Consider the following 17,724-nt stretch of genomic DNA (forward strand, 5'->3'; position numbering starts at 1 on the left):
ACGACGATGACGATCAACGATCTACGGGGTGTCCTCAAGGGACGCGTGCTCCTGGCCGGCGACGACGGCTTCGAACAGGCGGCCGCCGCGTGGAACCTGACCGTCAGGCAGCCGGTGGCGGCCGTGGCGGAGGCCGCGGACGCCGATGACGTGGCGGCGCTCGTGCGGTATGCGCGGCGGGCGGGCATGAGGGTGACCGCGCAGCCGAGCGTTGGAGGACCTGCTGGCGCGCATCGACAAGATCGAAGGCGCGATCTCCGACAGCCGCGGCGTCGTCCCGGTCGCCGACCTGGGCGACATCAGCGCCGAGCCCACCGATCCGGCCCCCTCGATCACGCGTGCGGAGCTGCTCACCGGCCTGGACGCGGACGCGGTGGAGCTCCTGCTGGCCAAGCCCGTCGAGCCGCTCGTCAACGTGCAGATCAGGCACCTGGGCGGGGCGCTGGCCGAGCCGGGCGGCGGGGCCGGTGCGAGCGGAGCGGTGGCCGAGCCGTACCTGCTCGGCCTCCTGGGTCTCGGCCTGCCGCACGCGGCCGACGCGACGCGCACCAAGCAGGCCGAGGTCGTCGCTGACCTGGGGGCCTACGTCAGCGGCCGCAAGCCGTACACCCTGCTGTCCCCCGGGGACACGGCGGCGAAGTCCTTCTCCGGCAGCACGCTGGCACGACTGCGGGAGATCAAGCGGGCCCGCGACCCGCACAACGTGTTCCGCGCGAACTACCCGGTGCTCGGATAGCTCCGCCCCCCGGTTGGCCGGCTGCTAGGTCCCGATGCGGCGCCGGCGCGCTGGAAGCATGCGCTGAGCTGTTGTTTAAGGCCACTGAAAGGAGCGGTTCCTAACGTTTCGAGTAAGCAACCTCAACCGTAAGGAGTGGCATGAGATCAATCGCAGCCATCGTCGCCACGATGGTGCTCGTCTCCTCCCCGGCCGCGGCCGAGCCCGAGGAGAGCGACCGGGAGATCCCGCTGGCGCACCTCGAATACACGACCGGTCTCACCGTGAGCTTCTCCGACAGCCGGCCCTCCAACGAGGTGGGGATGTCCCAGCTCGGGATCATCGGCCGCGCGCCGCTCATCGCGTGGGAGCGGAGCAACAGCTACCTGCAGACCTACCTGGAGATCACCCCGCCCGACGTGCCGGTGCCCCAGCGGCTCGTCGATGACCACGGCGCCGACCTGCCCGCCGAGCTGCAGCGGCGGCGGATCACCAGCGAGCCGATCACCGTACGCGGCCTGGCCGCTCCGGCCGGCGCCGCGCTCTCCGCCTCGTGCACCGCCGAACACTTCGGCTGGCACCTCTGGCACGACAACGCCCAGGCCGGCCTGGCTCCCAAGTCGTACACCACCCTCGACTTCGGCGGTTTCAAGGAGCGTCGCGCGGAGAGCTTCATCTTCAACTGCCTGCCGGTGGGCTCGCCGAGTCACCTGTGGGCCCGGCACCGGCTGTACTACTGGAACGGCACCAGTTGGTGGAAGCACGCGGAGGAGAAGGTCGGCCCCGGGCTTCAGGCGGAAGAGGTCAAGGGCAAGATCAAGCTCCACCGCAAGGTCACCTATGACGACGGCTGGGGGTCCAGCCCCAACTGCCTCAGTGGGGCCTGCAAGTACACCCGTGAGGGGCGGTTCACCAGCTGACGGGTGACTGGTCGCCTGGGGAGGCTCAGCGGAGGCGCCGTTCTCCTCACAGGTAGAGCCGCAGCAGGTCCTCCTCGCTCTCGCGGCGGACGATGGCCCGGGCCGCGCCGTCCCGCACCGCCACGACCGGGGGCCGGGGCACGTGGTTGTAGTTGCCGGCCATGGAGCGCTGGTAGGCGCCCGACACCGGTACGGCGAGCAGGTCGCCGGGCCGGACGTCGTCGGGCAGCGGGAGGTCCCTGACCAGCACGTCACCGCTCTCGCAGTGCTTGCCGACCACGGTGAACGGGCTGAGCGGGGCGTCGGAGGCGCGGTTGGCCAGGGCGGCGGTGTAGGCGGCGCCGTACATGCCGGGGCGGGGGTTGTCGCTCATGCCGCCGTTCACGCTCACGAACCGGCCCTTGATCGTGCCGATCTCGTAGAGCGCCACTGTGGACGGTCCCGCGATGGACCTGCCCGGTTCGACGGCCAGGCGCAGGCCCGCCGTCTCCTTCCTGAGCACCGTGAGCAGCTCGGCGGGGGTCGGCGGGGTCGGGTCGTCCGGCGTGTAGCCGATGCCGAGGCCGCCGCCCAGGTCGAGCCGGGTGACGCCGACGGCCGCGGCGAACTCGGCCATCCTGGCGGCGGCGGTGCCGAAGGCGTCCAGTTCGAAGATCTGTGAGCCGATGTGGGAGTGCAGGCCGTACAGCTCCAGCGAGGGCTCGGCGGCCACCCGCCGCACCGCGAGCGCAGCGGCGCCGGCGCTGAGCGAGAAGCCGAACTTGGAGTCCTCGCCGCCGGTGGCGATGGAGGCGTGGGTGTGCGGGTCGACGCCCGGGGTCACCCTGATCATCACCCGCTGCCGGACGCCCAGCGAGGCGGCGATCGCGGCGAGCCTGGAGATCTCGGTGAAGGAGTCGACGACCACGCAGCCGATGCCCCAGGTCACGGCGCGGCGCAGCTCGGCGGGTGACTTGTTGTTGCCGTGGAAGACGACCCGCTCGGGCGGCATCCCGCCCGCCATGGCCACGGCGAGCTCGCCGCCCGTACAGACGTCGAGGGACAGGCCGAGCCGGTCGAGCCAGCGCACCACTTCGGGACAGAGGAAGGCCTTGCCGCCGTAGTGGACGTCGCCGTCGGGGAGCGCGTCCAGCCACGCCCGCGCGCGAGCGGTGAAGTCGGCCTCGTCCAGCACGTAGGCGGGCGTGCCGTGCACCCGGGCCAGTTCGACCGCGCCGATGCCGCCGAGATGCAGTTCCCCGCCGTGCCAGGCGGCGGTCCGGGGCTAGATGTCCAAGCTCATGGGGCGCGAGCGTAGGCAACCGCGACGCCTCGCAGGGCCAAGCATCGATGGATTCGTGGGTGAGGCTCGCATGCCTTCACGAGGCTTGGTGCCGCCTGATCGCCTGGCCACCATGAGGTGCCATGCAAAAACACCTGGTCATCGCCCTGGCGGCGGTCTGCGCGTTGGGCGTGGGATGCGGAAGGTCCACCTCGGGTTCGGCGGCGCCCACGCCGCCCTCCTCGACCGGCAAGAGCGCCAAGGACCTCGTCCCCGAAGCCGTTCGAGAGTCCGGCGAGCTGCGGATGGCGACCTCGGAGGGCTACCCGCCGATGGAGATGTACAAGCCGGGCACCCAGGAGATGACCGGCGTGGACGCCGACCTGGCGACCGCCATCGGGGCGCGGCTCGGGCTGCGGACCCGCATCATCAACGCCTCCTTCGACGGCCTCATCCCGGGGTTGCAGGGCGGCAGGTGGGACATCGCCATGGCCGCGCTCAGCGACCTGGAGCAGCGCCGCAAGGCCGTCGACTTCGTCGACTACTTCAACGCCGGCGGCTCGATCATGGTCAAGAAGGGCAACCCCGAGGGCATCAGGACCCTCGCCGACCTGTGCGGCAGGAAGGTGGTCCTGGCCAAGGGCAGTTCCAACCTGGAGATCGGCAAGCGTCAGAACGACAAGTGCGCGCAGAAGATGGAGATCATGCAGAGCGAGGACGCGCCGACCGGCCTGCTGTCCATCGACTCCGGCCGCACCGTCGCCACCATCGTCGACTCGCCCGTGGCCGCCATGTACGCCAAGGAGACCGGCAAGTACGAGGTCCTGCCCGAGCAGTACGACGCCGGCCCGTGGGGCATCGCGATCGACAAGAAGCAGACCGGCCTGCGCGACGCCGTCGCCAAGGCGCTGCAGGAGCTGATCGACAACGGCGAGTACGGCAAGATCCTGGAGAAGTACGGCACGACGGCGAACGCCGTGGCCAAGGTCACGATCAACACCGGCGCATGATGGAGCTCCCGATCGAGGCGGCGCGGCCGCCCAGACCAGGGCGGCTCGTCGTGGCGGCGCTCGCGCTGCTGACGATGGCGTGGCTGGCCTACACCGTCGTCGTCAACCCCAACCTGCACTGGGACGTGATCGCCGCGTTCCTGCTGGACGGCCGCATCCTCGGCGGCCTGTGGGTCACGATCGCGCTGACCGTGCTGTCCATGGTCATCGGCGTCGGCCTGGGTGTGGCCGCCGCCGTCATGCAGCTGTCGGACAGCCCCGTGCTGCGCGGCGCGGCGGGCCTGTACACCTGGTTCTTCCGCGGCACGCCGCTGCTGGTGCAGCTCATCTTCTGGTTCAACATCGGCCTGGTCTTCCCGGAGATCGGGATCGGCGTCCCGTTCGGCGGGCCGATGTTCCTGCAGTGGCCGGCCAACGAGCTGATCACACCGTTCACGGCGGCGCTGCTGGGACTGACCATCAACGAGGGCGCCTACATGGCCGAGATCGTCCGCGCCGGCATCCGCTCGGTCGATCCCGGTCAACGGGAGGCCGCCGAGTCGCTCGGCATGACGCACCGGCAGATCCTGCGCAGGGTCGTGCTGCCCCAGGCGATGCGGGTGATCATCCCGCCGACCGGCAACCAGTTCATCTCGATGCTGAAGACCACCTCGATGGTCTCGGTCATCTCCGGCGCCGAGCTGCTGACCGTCTCCCAGCGCATCTACCTGGACAACTTCGAGGTGATCGCGCTGCTGGTGGTCGCCTCGGCGTGGTATCTGCTGCTCACCAGCGTGGCCACCGTCGGCCAGCGCTTCCTGGAGAGGAGGTTCAGCCGTGGCCACTAGCATGGTGAAGATCGAGTCGGTCAGGAAGCGCTTCGGGCAGCTCGAGGTGCTGAAAGGCGTCAGCCTCGACGTGCCGGCCGGCGGGGTGGTCTGCGTGGTGGGTCCTTCGGGCTCGGGCAAGTCGACGCTGCTGCGCTGCGTCAACAGGCTGGAGACGATCGACGCGGGCCGGGTGTGGGTGGACGGCGCGCTCATGGGCTTCACCGAGAAGGGCGGCCGGCTGCACCTGCTGCGTCCCGAGGAGCTGTGCCGTCAGCGCCAGGAGATCGGCATGGTCTTCCAGCGCTTCCACCTGTTCCCGCACATGACCGCGCTGGAGAACGTCATGGAGGGCCCGTGCACGGTGAAGCGCGTGCCGAAGGCGGCGGCCGCCTCGCAGGCGATGGCGCTGCTCGACAGGGTGGGTCTGGCCGACCGGGCCGGGTCCTATCCCCGGCAGTTGTCGGGCGGCCAGCAGCAGCGGGTCGCGATCGCGCGCAGCCTGGCGATGGACCCGAAGCTCATGCTGTTCGACGAGCCGACCAGCGCGCTCGACCCCGAACTGGTGCAGGAGGTGCTGCAGGTCATGCGTGACCTGGCGGCCAGCGGGATGACGATGATCGTGGTCACCCACGAGATGGGCTTCGCCAGGGAGGCGGGCGACCACCTGGTGTTCATCGACGACGGCGTGATCGTGGAGGAGGGCCCGCCCCGCGAGGTGCTGTCCCGGCCGCGCCACGAGCGCACCCGCGCCTTCCTCGGGCAGGTCCTGTGAACGGCTCGCTCCTCGTGAAGGGTTCGGCTCCGTGAGCCTCGACGTGCTGATCAGTGGCGGGCTCGTCGCCGACGGGACGGGCGCGCCGCTGCGCCGTGCCGACGTCGGCGTCAGCGGTGACCGCCTCGTCCTGCTGCCCAGGGGCGGCCCGGCCGACGGCGGGGGAGCGCGGGTGATCGACGCCACCGGGCTGGTGGTCGCCCCCGGCTTCATCGACGTCCACACCCACTCCGACGCGGTCACCCTGCTCGGCGAGGCGGGCAGGGAGCTGGCCGCCGCTCCCGTGCGCATGGGCGTCACCGTGGAGATCTGCGGCAACTGCGGGTCGAGCCTGTTTCCCGCGCTGCCCGAACGCGCGCCGGCGCTGCGCCGGTCGAGCAGGGCCGGCTTCGGCGGCGACATCCCGATATTTCTGGACTATGGGGCGTTTGTCGAGGCGCACGAGCGGGTCCCCAGGCCGAACCACCTCACCTCCCTCGTCGGCCACGGCACCCTCAGGGCGGGCGTGCTCGGCTACGACGACCGCCCGGCCACCCCCGCAGAGCTCGACACCATGTGCGCGCTGCTGGACGACGCGCTGGCCGCCGGGGCGGCCGGGCTGTCCACGGGGCTCATCTACACCCCCGGCACCTACGGCGACACCGCCGAGGTGGTCGCGCTCGCCCGCGTCGCCGCCAAGCACGGCAAGCCGTACGTCACCCACCTGAGGGACGAGATGTCCCGCGTCGAGGAGGCATTGGAGGAGGCCGTCGAGATCGCCCGCAGGAGCGGGGCCGCGCTGCACGTCAGCCACCACAAGACCGCGGGCAGGCACGCCTGGGGCAGGACCCGGCGCACGCTCCCGCGCATCGCCGAACTGCGGGCCCGGGGCATGGACGTCACCTGCGACGTCTACCCCTACACCGAGGGCAGCACGTCGCTGGCGGCGATGTTCCCCCCGTGGGCCAACGACGGCGGCACCGAGGCGCTGCTCGACCGGCTGCGCGACCCCGGCCAGCGCGACCGGATGCGCGAGGCGATCGAGGAGGGCGTGCCCGGATGGGAGAACACGGTCGGCAACGGCGGATGGGACCGCATCTCGGTCGCCTGCGCCGTCCGCCATCCCGAGGTCGAGGGCCGCACGATCGCCGAGCTGGGCGGGGACCCCGTGGACACGGCCGCCGAGCTGCTCCTCGCCGAAGAGGGAGAGGTGACGATCATCAGCCACTCGATGCGTGAGGACGACGTCCAGCGGGTCCTGGCCAGCGACTTCGCCATGATCGGATCGGACGGCGTGCCCAAGCCGGGTCATCCGCACCCCCGCCTGGCCGGCACCTTCCCCAGGGTGCTCGGCCGGTACTCCCGCGACCAGGGCCTGTTCCCGCTGGAGGTGGCCGTCCACAAGATGACCGGCATGGCGGCGGACCGGTTCGGGCTGGCCGGCAGAGGAGTCGTGCGCGACGGCGCGCACGCCGACCTGGTGCTGCTCGACCCCGAGACGGTGGCCGACGGCGCCACCTACGCCGACCCGCTGCTGCCCCCCTCCGGCATCCGGGCCGTCGTCGTGGCGGGACGGGTCGCCGTGGAAGGCGGCACGCTCACCGAGGACAGACCGGGAAGGATGATCGGGCGGTGAACGACATCACGCTCGCCGTCGCGACGCGGGACCTGGTGACGGGCGAGTTCCACGGCGTCCACGAGGACGCCGAGCTGCCGCTGGCCAGCGTCGGCAAGCTGCTCCTGCTGGCCGAGGTGGCGATGAGCATCGAGGGCGGCATCCTCCACCCCGACACCCCCGTGACGCTGCGCGACGACGACTACTGCGGCGGTTCGGGCCTGCTGCCGTCGCTGTCCGGGCGCGGCTGGACGGTCGGCGACCTGGCGTTGCTGACCGCCGCGGTCAGCGACAACACCGCCACCAACGCGCTGCTGCGCGAGGTCGGCCTGGACCGGGTCAACGCGGCGGCCGCGGCCCTCGGGCTGTCGAGGACCAGGCTGCTCGACCGCATCAGGGAACCCCGCGGCCCCGAGGACCCGCCGACGTTCGCGATCGGCACCGCCGCCGAGCTCTGCGGGCTGGCCGCCCTCGTCGCGGGTCCGGGCGACTGGCAGGTCCTCATGCGCGGCTGGATGCGGCAGAACACCGACCACGGCCTCGTCCCCGCCCTGGTCAGGCACGACCCCGAGGGCGACTGGCTGGCCAACAAGACCGGCACCGACGAGGGCGTCAGGTCCGACGTCGGCATCATGCACGGGCGGATGGCCTACGCCGTCCTCGCCCACGGCCCCTCGGGCAGCGGGCACGAGCTGGCCTCCGCCGTACGGCGGGCGGGGCTGGACATCGCCCGCCGTACGGCGGGCAGGGCTGGACACCGCCGCCCGCCTCGGCGCGGCTAGGGCTCCATCGAGTTCCTGAGCTGCGCCGAGGCGGTGCGCAGGTAGGCCAGGAAGGACCGGGCGGCCGGGTTCGGGTTGGTCGGCCGCCTGGCCACGCCGATCCTGCGGAACAGGTTCGGCGTGGTCAGGCGGCAGGTGTGCAGCCCTGTCGCGCCCTGCAGGCCGAGGCTCGGCACCAGCGCGACGCCGAGCCCGGCCCGCACCAGGCCGATCGTCACCTCGTAGTGGTCGCTGCGGCAGCGGATCTGCGGTGAGAAGCCCTCCAGCGTGCCGGCCCGCTCCAGGATCGACACCGGGTGCTCGGCTCCGAACGTGGTGATCCACGGCTCGTCGGCCAGGTCCGCCAGCCGTACCCTGGGCCGCTGGGCGACGGGGTGACCGGTCGGCAGGACCAGGAGTTGCGGCTCGTCGAACAGGTGGACCACCTCCACCCCCTCGGGGCACTGCCACGGGTCGAGGGCGTGCTCGAAGACCACCAGCACGTCGAGCGCCCCGCGCTCCAGATCGGGCAGCAGCTCGTACGGCTGCCCCTCCACCAGGTCGAGCGCCACCTTGGGGTACCGGGAGGCGAACCGCGACAGCGCCAGCGGCAGCAGCCGGTACCCGGCGGAGGCGAAGAAGCCGATGCGCAGCTCACCGGCGTCCACCCTGGCCTGGGCGAGCAGGTCCTTCTCCGCCGCCTCGATGATGTCGACGACCTCCTGCGCCCGGATGGCGAGGCGGCGCCCGGCCTCGGTCAGTCGCAGGCTCTGCGCGTTGCGCTCGACCAGGCCGACCCCCGCCTCCTGCTCCAGGCGGGACAACTGGTGGGACACGGCGGACGGCGACAGCTTCAACACCCTTGCCGCGCCGGCGATGCTGCCCGTCCTGAACACCTCAAGCAGGACACGCAGCCGGTTGCTACTCAACACGGGACCAAGCCTAGGCCTCCTGCACGGTCCTCTACAGGCTGTAGAGTATGCGGCGGTATCCCCGGGTGGAGGAGTGAGGCATGCTGCGCTGGTTCCGAGTTGTGGCCGTCGCCGAGGCGTGCTCGTGGGCGGGGCTGTTGGTCGGGATGTACTTCAAGTACGTGGCCGAGACCGGGGAGCTCGGGGTGAAGGTGTTCGGGCCGATCCACGGGGCGCTGTTCGTGTTGTACGTGGCCGGGGTGCTGTTCTCGGCGCGGGAGGCGGGCTGGAGCCGGGGCGCGGTGGTGCTCGGCCTGGCGTGCGCGGTCCCGCCGTTCACCTCGCTCTGGTTCGAGCGGCGGATGGCGGCGCGCGCGGCGGACCGGCAGGAGGCCGGGCAGTACGCCTGACCCGGGCGGGCCTGCCGAGCGACGCCCGGCCGGCCGGGCCGCGCGGCCGTCGGCGCGCAGCCGGGCGAGCAGGACATGGATCGTGGTGGGGTCATGCCGGTGCCCGGCAAGCGTTCAGCGGGGTCCGCTCTGGACCGACGATCGCCCATGAGTTAGGTTAGCCTCGCCTAACGAATGGAGCGAGTGCATGGTCGAGCCCTTCCGCATGTTCCGTGTCCGCGTGGACCGGCTCAAGCGGCTGAGCCCGTCCTTCCTCCGCGTCACCCTCACCGGCGACGACCTACACCTCTTCGCTGACCGCGGGTTCGACCAGCGGATCAAGCTCGTCCTCCCGCTGCCCGAGCACGGCCTGGCGCACATGCCCGATGGCCCCGACTGGTTCACCCGCTGGCGCGCGCTCCCCGACGGGCACCGCAACCCGCTGCGCACCTACACCGCCCGCCAGGTGCGGCCCGAGACGGGCGAGGTGGACGTGGACGTGGTCATGCACCGCGACGGCGGCCCGGCCGCCCGGTGGGCCGAGACGGTCCGGCCGGGCGACGAAACCCTGATCTTCGGCGCCGACGCGCGCTACACCGGCGACCTGCGCGGTGACGTCGTGTTCGACCCGCCGGCCGACACCGGCTGCGTGTTGCTCGCCGGCGACGAGACCGCCGTGCCCGCGATCTGCGCCATCCTCGAACGGCTGCCCGCCGGCCTCCGCGGCCGGGCGCTGATGGAGGTGCCCGGCGAGGCGGACATCCTCGACGTCCAGCCGGCCGCCGCCGTCGAGATCGGCTGGCTGCCCAGGGACGGCGCCGAGCGGGGCGGCCTGCTCCTGCCCGCCGTACGGGACGCCGCCCGGCTCCTGCTGCCCGCAACCGCGGGAGCGGGCGGCGGGGACCCGGGCGACGGCGGGGACCCGGGCGACGGCGCGGACCTGGCGGGCACGGGCTTCGGCGGCGCGAGCTTCGGCGGCGGGGGCTTCGGCGGCGCGAGCTTCGGCGACGCGGACGACGACGAGCTGTGGGACGTCCCGGAGGAGCGGCCGGACGCCGCCGGGCCGCTGTACGCCTGGCTGGCGGGTGAGGCCGGCGTCATCAGGGCCCTGCGCCGGCATGTCGTCACCGAACGCGGCATGGACCGGCGCTGCGTCGCCTTCATGGGCTACTGGCGGCTGGGCCGCGCCGAGATCAACGAGTAACACCCGACCAGGAGGCACCTCCCTTGACCCGCGCACTGGCCCTCGTGGCCGCACTCCTGCTGGCCGTGGCCGCCTGCGGCGCGTCGCCCCCCGCCCCCACCCCCGCGGCGGGCGGGGCGCCCGCGGCCACGGGCTTCCCCGTCACCCTGACGCACAAGTACGGCAGCACCACCATCCCCGCCGCGCCCACTCGCGTGGTCACCGTCGGCCTGCTGGAGCAGGACGCGCTGCTCGCCCTCGGCGTGGTCCCCGTCGCGACCACCGAGTGGTTCGGCGGCTATCCCGGTGCCATCGGCCCGTGGGCCAGGGCCAAGGTCGGCGGCGCGCCCCTGCCCCAGGTGCTCAAGGACACCGGCAGCGGCCCCCAACTGGAGAAGATCGCGGCACTCCGGCCGGACCTGATCCTGGGCCTGTACTCCGGCCTCACCAAGGAGCAGTACGCCACCCTGTCCAAGATCGCCCCCACGGTCGCCCAGCCGGCGGAGCACGTCGACTACGGCATCCCGTGGCAGGAGGTGACCAAGAAGGTCGGCGCCGCAGTCGGCAAGGCCGCCGAGGCGGACAGGCTGGTCGCGCAGGCGGAGGACCGGATCGCGCAGGCGCGGCGGCAGCACCCGGAGTTCGCGGACGCCACCGGGCTGATGGCCACCACCTACGAAGGCTTCTTCGTCTTCGGCAGCCAGGACCCGCGCTCCCGGCTGCTCGGCTCGCTCGGCTTCAAGCTGCCCGAGGGCCTGGACACCGCCATCGGCGACAAGTTCGGCGCCAACATCAGCCGCGAGCGGCTCGACCTGCTGGACACCGACGTGATCGTCTGGAGCGTCACGGACCTCGCCCAGGGCGAGAAGACGCTGCACGGCGACGCCGTCTACAAGGCGCTGGACGTGGTGAAGGAGGGCAGGGAGGTCTACCTGCCGGAGAAAACCGATCACGGCAACGCCGTCGCCTTCCTCACCGTGCTCAGCGTGCCGTACGTGGTCGACACCCTGGTGCCCAGGCTCGCGGACGCGGTGGACGGCGATCCGGCGACCAAGGTGTCCCTGCCGTCGTGAGGCTCCTCGTGCTGCCGGCGGGCGCGCTCGCCCTGGTCTGCCTGCTGTCGCTCGCCCTGGGCGCCCGGCAGGTCCCGCTCGCGGACGTGGTGGGCGTGCTGTCCGGTACGGTGACCGACCAGGACGTCCGCGACGTGGTGTGGGCCGTGCGGGTGCCGCGGACGCTGGTCGGCGTGCTGGCCGGGGCGGCGCTCGGCCTGTCGGGCGCGCTCATGCAGGCGCTCACCCGCAACCCGCTGGCCGACCCCGGAGTGCTGGGCGTCAGCGCCGGCGCCGCGTTCGCCGTGGTGCTGGCCATCGGCGTGCTCGGGATCACGGCGCCCGCGGGATTCGTGTGGTTCGCCTTCGCGGGCGCGCTGGCCGCGAGCATGACCGTGTACGGCCTGGGACGGCTGGGCCGCGACGGGCTGACGCCGGTCAAACTGGCTCTCGCCGGCGTCGCGGTGACGTTCCTGCTCAGCTCGTTGACCAGCGCGTTCGTGCTGGTGGACCCCGAGTCGCTGAGCAGGTTCCGGTTCTGGTCGGCGGGGTCGCTGTCCGGCACCGGCGCGCAGTCGCTGCCGCAACTGGCGCCGTTCGTGCTGGCCGGGGTGGCGCTCGCGGTCGCCGCCGGGCCCGCGCTCAACAGCCTCGCCCTGGGCGACGACGTGGCGACCGGGCTGGGCCGGCGGGTCGGGCTGGTCCGGCTGCAGGGGATGGCGGCCGTGATGCTGCTGACCGGCGCCGCGGTGGCGGCCATCGGGCCCGTGGTCTTCGTCGGCCTGGTGGTGCCGCAGGTGGCCCGGATGGTGGCCGGCCTCGGCGGTGCCGCGACCGACCATCGCCTGCTGCTGCCCCTGTCCGCGCTGCTCGGGCCGTGCCTGCTGCTCACGGCCGACGTGGTGGGGCGGGTGGTGGCACCGCCGATCGAGGTGCAGGCGGGGCTGCTGGTCGCGTTCGTCGGCGGACCGTTCTTCGTCGTGCTGGCCCGCCGCCGGCGCCTGGCGGAGCTGTGAACCGGTGAGCGGGATCGCCTTCCGGCTGTCCGTGCCGCCCGTGTCCGGCCTGCTGCGGCCCCGGGTCGTGGGCGCCTGCCTGGTCGTGGCGGCGGCGGCGTTCATGGCGTTCTGCCTCGGCATCGCGCTCGGCGAGTACCCGCTGGGGCTCGGCGAGGTGATCCGGTCGCTGGCCGGCGGCGGCGACCAGGGGACCTTGTTCGTCGTGCACGAGCTGCGCCTGCCTCGGGCGCTGACCGGGCTGCTCGCGGGCGCCGCCTTCGGACTGTCCGGGGCGTTGTTCCAGACCATGACCCGCAACCCGCTCGCCAGCCCCGACATGATCGGGGTCACGCAGGGGGCCGGTGCCGCCGTGGTGGCGGGCATCGCGTCGGGGGCGGCCGTCGGATCGCAGGCGCTGGGCTTCGCCGGTGCGGTGCTCGCCGCGCTGGTCACCTACGTGCTCGCCTGGCGGCGCGGCGCGAGCGGGCACCGCATCGTGCTCGTGGGCATCGGCGTGGCCTGGATGTGCACGAGCGCCACCGAGTACCTCATGGTCGTCAGCGGCGACTTCCAGGCGCAGCAGGCACTCGGCTGGCTGTTCGGCAACCTGAACGGGCGCACCTACGCGCACGCCGTGCCCCTGGCGATCGCCCTGGCCGTGCTCGTGCCCGTCACGCTGCTCCTCGGCCGCTGGACGCGCGCTTTGCAGCTCGGCGACGAGGTCGCCCGCGTGCTCGGCACTCCGGTGCAGCTCGCCCGGCTGTCGTTGCTGCTGACGGGCGTCGCGCTGGTCGCGTTCGGCACCTCGGCCGCTGGCCCGGTCGCCTTCGTCGCGCTGGCCGCGCCGCACATCGCCCGGCGGCTGGCCCGCACGGCCTGGGCGCCGCCGCTGGTGTCCGCGCTGACCGGGTCGTTCCTCGTGCTGGCGGCCGACCTGATCGCCCGGCTGCTCATCCCGGACGTGGAGCTGCCGGTCGGGGTGGTCACCGGGGTGCTGGGGGCGCCGCTGCTGCTGTGGCTGCTGGCCCGCTCCCGCTCGCCCCGCTGAGGCGTCGTCGCGGAGAAGACCATGGGGGCTTCGGTTGCCCGGGGCCGCTCCAAGGTGTTCGTCCGGCTCACCCATGAGCGGAGGCCGGCGGTGACCGTCGTCACGATCGCTACCAGTCCGCCGGACGGCAAGCCGTGACCGTGGGCGGGGACCTCTCGGCTGCCGACACGTCACCTCTTCGGTGAAATCCGGCGACTCGCCGAGGAGGCGTGAACGCCGGCCCCTCGTGGGGCGTCATACACACGGCCCACACCCCCGAACCCCAGAAGGACCACAGATGCGCCTTGCCGCCCCCCTCGTCGCCCTGGTGGTCACCGCCACAGCTCTCACGCCGGCGGCTCCCGCCCAGGCCGCCGCCCCCACGGTGAAGATCTCCCGGATCTGGTACGACTCGCCCGGCTCGCCGGACTCCGGCGCGAACAGTAGCGTCAACGGCGAGTACGTGCAGGTCAAGAACACCGGGCGGAGCGCGGTCAACCTCAGAGGCTGGACCGTCCGCGACCAGACGACCCGGGCGGACCACGTCTACACGTTCGGCACCTTCACGCTGCGGGCCGGGAAGACGGTCACCCTGCGGACCGGTAAGGGCCGCGACACCTCCACCACCCTGTTCTGGGGCCGGAGCGGCGGCGGCACCTACGCCTACATCTGGAACCAGACCAAGGACACCGGATATCTCCGCGACGCCCGAGGCCGGCTCGTCCACTCGTGCTCGTACAACAGCGCCCGCTCCGACTACAAGAACTGCTGACGCAGCGAGAGGGGGCCGCGCCGTGGAGATGCGCCCCCTCGCCTCTGCAGGCGCCGGGCCGGGTGCGGGGGGACTGCCGGGGGATCAGGTCCCGGCGCGGGCGGACTCCTGGTCGAGGCGGTCCGTGACCAGTTCGAGGACGCGGGCGGCGGTCAGGAGGTCGTCGGCGGGGATGCCGGCGTAGGCGCGGGAGATGACCTGCCCGGTCTCGGCGCGGACTCGCGCGAACAGCTCCTGCCCGGCGGTGGTGACGGTGTGCTCGGTGGTGAGCAGCCCGCCGGTGACCAGGTCGCCCAGGATCCGGTGCACGGCCGCGGGTTCGGCGCCGCGCAGGGCGCGGGTGAGGTGCCCGGTCAGCGTGCCGGCGGCGGGTGGCTCCGCTGCGGTGGCGGCCAGGGTCAGCGCGATCCAGTGTTGCTTGGTGAGGCCGGTCGTGGCCAGGGCCCGGGCCAGGACGGCCTCGTGCGCGTACTCGGCCTGGCCGACGATCTTGGGGTTCAGGGATGTGGCGGGGGACATGGCGGGCTCCTTGCGGGGCTTGGCGGAGTTGGGCGGGCGGCGCCGACGATCAATTGTGACACTTGGTCTCACTTGAGAGCAAGTCTCCAATGAGGCTTGTTCTCTTTAGGTGTCCGGGCCAGGCTCCGGCGTGGTGAACACCCGCAGAGCTTCCGGCCGTGGCGGCACGGCGACGGGCGGACGAACCTGCTCTGCCGCCGCGCACGCGCCGCATCCCGGCCGCATCATGCCTGGGCGGATCGTGGCCTGGCTGGGGCCACGGGAGCGGCGCGACTTCGGGTGGCCGCACGTGACGCACGTCAACATCGCCGAACAGGCGGTGGACCGCCACCTGGCGACGACTTCGCCTTCGACCCGCACCTGCCGCACACCCGAAGCAGTCTGAGTCAGGGGCCGTGACCAGGGGAAAGAGCCAGGCATGGGGGGACAACAAGCGTCGATGAGACCGTGGGCGGAGATCCGGGAGACCCACGCCTCCGTGGTGATCTTTCTCGGAGACCATGCTTTCAAGGTGAAGAAGCCGGTGAATCTCGGCTTCCTCGACTTCACCACCCGTGAGGCGCGGCTGGCCGTCTGCCGGAACGAGGTGGAGTTGAACCGGCGGCTGGCGCCCGACGTCTACGAGGGTGTCGCCGACGTGCTCGGCCCTGACGGGGAGCCCTGCGAGCACCTGGTCGTGATGCGGCGGCTGCCGGAGGAGCGCCGCCTGGCCACCATGGTGCGCGCGGGCATGCCGGTGGAGGCGCACGTGCGGCAGGTCGCCCGAATGGTCGCGAGCATGCACGGCCGCGCCCGCCACGACCCGCGGGTCGACGCGCAGGGGGCGAGGCCGGCGCTGCGCTCCCGCTGGGTCGCCGGCTTCGAGCAGGTCCGCGCGCTGCCCGACGCGGCTCTCGACCTCGGCGGCCTCGACTTGATCGAGCGCCTCGCCCTGCGTTTCCTCGACGGCCGCGACCGCCTCTTCGCCTCCCGGATCGCCGGGCGACGCGTCGTGGACGGCCATGGTGACCTGCTCGCCGACGACATCTTCTGCCTGGACGACGGCCCGCGCATCCTGGACTGCCTGGAGTTCGACGATCGGCTCCGATTCGTGGACGGGCTGGACGACGTGGCCTTCCTGGCCATGGACCTGGAGCGGCTCGGCGCGCCCCGGCTGGCGGAGCTGCTCCTGCACTGGTACGCCGAGTTCTCCGACGATCCCTCGCCGACCTCGCTGTGGCACCACTACGTCGCCTACCGGGCCTTCGTCCGGGCCAAGGTGTCCTGCCTCCGCCACTGGCAGGGAGATCCCGAGGCGGGGTGGCAGGCCCGCGACCTCGCCGGGCTCGCGCTACGCCACCTCGAGGCCGGGGCGGTCACGCTGATCGTCGTCGGCGGGCTGCCGGGCACCGGCAAGTCGACACTGGCCGCCGCCGTCGCCGACCGCTTCGGATTCGCGGTCCTGAACAGCGACCGCGTCCGCAAGGAGATCGCCGGCATCGCCCCGGAGCAGCCCGCGCCCGCCCGTTTCGGCGAGGGGATCTACAGCGAGGACTGGACGGAACGCACGTACCGCGAACTGCTCGCTCGGGCCGAGGTGCTCCTCCGCCACGGAGAGTCGGTCATCCTCGACGCCTCCTGGACCGACGCGGCACACCGGACGGCCGCCGGCGACGTCGCCCGGCGCACCTTCTCCGACCTCGTCGAACTGCGCTGCACCGCTCTGCGGCAGGTCGGCATGGAGCGCCTGGCTCGGCGCGCGGGCGGGGTCTCCGACGCCGACCAGGCGATCGCCGCGGCCATGGCGGCCGGGACGGCTCCCTGGCCGGACGCGATCGAGATCGACACCAGCGCGGGTCAGGACCAGGCGCTCGAACGCGCGCTGAGGGCGATCCACGCCAGGTGGACCACCAGCCCCTGGCGGTTCCGGCGCCCGCAGATGGAACCGGGCTGATCGGGCAGGGCCCTTTCGTCTCGTCAGCGGGAACGGCTCGACGCCCGCCTGGGCGGGGTGCGGGACGACGGGCGGGTGCCGGCGTGTCACGGTGTGCCTCCCGGCTGGTCACGGAGCTCGACGACCAGGTCCTGGCCGGTCACGCGGACGGAGCTGTCGAGGCGGGCGCAGGCGACGGTGAAGCGGTCGCGGATCCACCGCCAGTCGTCGCCGGTGGCTGTGCGGGTGTGCGCGTAGCCGAGCTTCAGCGGCAGGGCCCGCAGTCGCACCGGGCCGTGCTCGTCCAGGGTGACCAGCCACAGCAGGCCGAGGTCGTTGCGCGTCAGCGGGTCGGTCGCGTAGTCGTCGAGGAAGTCGCCCAGGTCGTACAGGACCGGCGGGGCGACGCCGTGGAAGACGTGCGCCGAATGGCCCGCCACGAGCGTGACCCCGGCCGCGAGCAGCGCGTCCGCGGAGTGGCGGATGTACGGCAGCGGCTCGGTGACCATGTTCGGGCCCCAGTGCGGGGTGAGGAGAACCGTGTCGGCGCGGTCGCGCAGGCTGCTGACCGTCTCCCTGAGCCACGAGGGCGTCCCGGTGGCCAGGTCGGCGTGGGCGATGCCGATGTGGGAGACGCCGGCGGCGAAGTCCGTGGGGTGGTCGGCGAAGGCGACGATCGCGATCCGCAGGCCCCCGACCTCGACCTGGAGCGGACGGCGGGCCTCGGCGAGATGGTCTCCCACGCCCACGTGGCGGATCCCGGCTCGGGTGAGGTGCCGGCAGGTGTCGCGCAGCGCGTCGGGGCCGTAGTCGAGGGCGTGGTTGTTGGCCAGCGTGACACAGCCGACGCCGAGGCCGGCCAGCAGGTCGGCGGCCTGCGGCGGCGCGCGGAAGCGGAAGCGCCTGCCCGGCCACGGCGTCCCCCGGTCGGAGAGGCAGCATTCGAGGTTGAGCAGGACGAGATCCGCTCCGGCGAGACGTTGACATACCTCCGCGGAGACGAAGGCTTCGGGCTCGGCGGTGCGTCCCAGTTTGTCGGCCACGCCGCGACCCAGCATCGTGTCACCCGCCAGGGCCAGTGTGAGAGACATCCGTGTCTCGTCGCCCTTCCTTCCCCGT

General features: G+C 72.6%; 19 protein-coding genes. 15 read left to right on the forward strand and 4 right to left on the reverse strand.

All coding sequences use genetic code 11. From position 1 onward, the window contains the following. The first annotated feature begins 211 nt into the window (after window positions 1–211). Together ACGF0J_RS07035 and ACGF0J_RS07040 are read left to right on the forward strand one after the other, a co-directional pair. On the forward strand, window positions 212–736 hold the full coding sequence (locus ACGF0J_RS07035) for a BBE domain-containing protein (protein WP_393142795.1): 525 nt from the start codon (window positions 212–214) through the stop codon (window positions 734–736). 140 nt (window positions 737–876) lie between these two features. Further along, on the forward strand, window positions 877–1,635 hold the full coding sequence (locus tag ACGF0J_RS07040; RefSeq protein ID WP_393142797.1) for a hypothetical protein: 759 nt from the start codon (window positions 877–879) through the stop codon (window positions 1,633–1,635). Window positions 1,636–1,681: 46 nt separating this feature from the next. Here the strand turns inward: ACGF0J_RS07040 and lysA are convergent, their stop codons facing one another. Next, window positions 1,682–2,869, reverse strand: a complete 1,188-nt coding sequence (gene lysA, locus ACGF0J_RS07045; protein WP_393143888.1) for a diaminopimelate decarboxylase — start codon at window positions 2,867–2,869, stop codon at window positions 1,682–1,684. A gap of 170 nt (window positions 2,870–3,039) precedes the next feature. On the opposite strand from lysA, the gene ACGF0J_RS07050 reads away from it, so the two are divergent. Genes ACGF0J_RS07050 through ACGF0J_RS07070 form a run of 5 tightly spaced genes read left to right on the forward strand, consistent with a single transcriptional unit; the run spans window position 3,040 to window position 7,863 of the window. Then, complete coding sequence (locus ACGF0J_RS07050; RefSeq protein WP_393142799.1) at window positions 3,040–3,906, forward strand: ABC transporter substrate-binding protein; 867 nt, start codon at window positions 3,040–3,042, stop codon at window positions 3,904–3,906. Beyond that, window positions 3,903–4,733 (forward strand): amino acid ABC transporter permease, encoded by an 831-nt coding sequence (locus ACGF0J_RS07055; protein ID WP_393142801.1) that lies wholly within the window; start codon window positions 3,903–3,905, stop codon window positions 4,731–4,733. The genes ACGF0J_RS07050 and ACGF0J_RS07055 overlap by 4 nt, the downstream gene beginning before the upstream one ends. A gap of 1 nt (window position 4,734) precedes the next feature. Then, complete coding sequence (locus tag ACGF0J_RS07060) at window positions 4,735–5,487, forward strand: amino acid ABC transporter ATP-binding protein (RefSeq protein WP_393143890.1); 753 nt, start codon at window positions 4,735–4,737, stop codon at window positions 5,485–5,487. Between the two features lie 31 nt (window positions 5,488–5,518). Next, window positions 5,519–7,102, forward strand: a complete 1,584-nt coding sequence (locus tag ACGF0J_RS07065) for an amidohydrolase family protein (RefSeq protein ID WP_393142803.1) — start codon at window positions 5,519–5,521, stop codon at window positions 7,100–7,102. Continuing rightward, window positions 7,099–7,863 carry a serine hydrolase gene (locus ACGF0J_RS07070; protein WP_393142805.1) on the forward strand — a complete coding sequence of 255 codons (765 nt, stop codon included), beginning with the start codon at window positions 7,099–7,101 and terminating at the stop codon, window positions 7,861–7,863. The genes ACGF0J_RS07065 and ACGF0J_RS07070 overlap by 4 nt, the downstream gene beginning before the upstream one ends. Here the strand turns inward: ACGF0J_RS07070 and ACGF0J_RS07075 are convergent. After that, window positions 7,860–8,774, reverse strand: a complete 915-nt coding sequence (locus tag ACGF0J_RS07075; protein ID WP_393142807.1) for a LysR family transcriptional regulator — start codon at window positions 8,772–8,774, stop codon at window positions 7,860–7,862. The genes ACGF0J_RS07070 and ACGF0J_RS07075 overlap by 4 nt on opposite strands. 80 nt (window positions 8,775–8,854) lie before the next feature. Between ACGF0J_RS07075 and ACGF0J_RS07080 the strand changes: the two genes are divergently transcribed. The 6 genes from ACGF0J_RS07080 (at window position 8,855) to ACGF0J_RS07105 (ending at window position 14,174) form a co-directional block, all read left to right on the forward strand. Next, on the forward strand, window positions 8,855–9,163 hold the full coding sequence (locus tag ACGF0J_RS07080) for a DUF3817 domain-containing protein (protein WP_393142809.1): 309 nt from the start codon (window positions 8,855–8,857) through the stop codon (window positions 9,161–9,163). Window positions 9,164–9,350: 187 nt separating this feature from the next. Then, on the forward strand, window positions 9,351–10,346 hold the full coding sequence (locus ACGF0J_RS07085) for a siderophore-interacting protein (RefSeq protein WP_393142811.1): 996 nt from the start codon (window positions 9,351–9,353) through the stop codon (window positions 10,344–10,346). Window positions 10,347–10,369: 23 nt separating this feature from the next. After that, on the forward strand, window positions 10,370–11,398 hold the full coding sequence (locus ACGF0J_RS07090; protein ID WP_393142813.1) for an iron-siderophore ABC transporter substrate-binding protein: 1,029 nt from the start codon (window positions 10,370–10,372) through the stop codon (window positions 11,396–11,398). Then, window positions 11,395–12,393: a FecCD family ABC transporter permease gene (locus ACGF0J_RS07095; RefSeq protein WP_393142815.1), complete on the forward strand. Its 999-nt coding sequence runs from the start codon at window positions 11,395–11,397 to the stop codon at window positions 12,391–12,393. The genes ACGF0J_RS07090 and ACGF0J_RS07095 overlap by 4 nt, the downstream gene beginning before the upstream one ends. A 4-nt stretch (window positions 12,394–12,397) precedes the next feature. Further along, window positions 12,398–13,423 (forward strand): FecCD family ABC transporter permease, encoded by a 1,026-nt coding sequence (locus ACGF0J_RS07100; protein ID WP_393142817.1) that lies wholly within the window; start codon window positions 12,398–12,400, stop codon window positions 13,421–13,423. 277 nt (window positions 13,424–13,700) lie between these two features. Next, on the forward strand, window positions 13,701–14,174 hold the full coding sequence (locus tag ACGF0J_RS07105) for a lamin tail domain-containing protein (protein ID WP_393142819.1): 474 nt from the start codon (window positions 13,701–13,703) through the stop codon (window positions 14,172–14,174). 84 nt (window positions 14,175–14,258) lie between these two features. Here the strand turns inward: ACGF0J_RS07105 and ACGF0J_RS07110 are convergent, their stop codons facing one another. Further along, the gene (locus ACGF0J_RS07110; protein WP_393142821.1) at window positions 14,259–14,693 is read right to left on the reverse strand and encodes a hypothetical protein; all 435 of its coding nucleotides are present in this window, start codon (window positions 14,691–14,693) and stop codon (window positions 14,259–14,261) included. Between the two features lie 133 nt (window positions 14,694–14,826). On the opposite strand from ACGF0J_RS07110, the gene ACGF0J_RS07115 reads away from it, so the two are divergent. Then, on the forward strand, window positions 14,827–15,078 hold the full coding sequence (locus ACGF0J_RS07115; RefSeq protein WP_393142823.1) for a hypothetical protein: 252 nt from the start codon (window positions 14,827–14,829) through the stop codon (window positions 15,076–15,078). Between the two features lie 126 nt (window positions 15,079–15,204). After that, complete coding sequence (locus tag ACGF0J_RS07120; protein WP_393142825.1) at window positions 15,205–16,626, forward strand: AAA family ATPase; 1,422 nt, start codon at window positions 15,205–15,207, stop codon at window positions 16,624–16,626. An 86-nt stretch (window positions 16,627–16,712) separates the two neighbouring features. On the opposite strand, the gene ACGF0J_RS07125 is transcribed toward ACGF0J_RS07120, so the two are convergent. Next, window positions 16,713–17,696, reverse strand: a complete 984-nt coding sequence (locus tag ACGF0J_RS07125; RefSeq protein WP_393142827.1) for a CapA family protein — start codon at window positions 17,694–17,696, stop codon at window positions 16,713–16,715. Window positions 17,697–17,724: the final 28 nt, after the last annotated feature.

Source organism: Nonomuraea sp. NPDC047897 (assembly GCF_043204415.1).
Lineage (GTDB): Bacteria > Actinomycetota > Actinomycetes > Streptosporangiales > Streptosporangiaceae > Nonomuraea.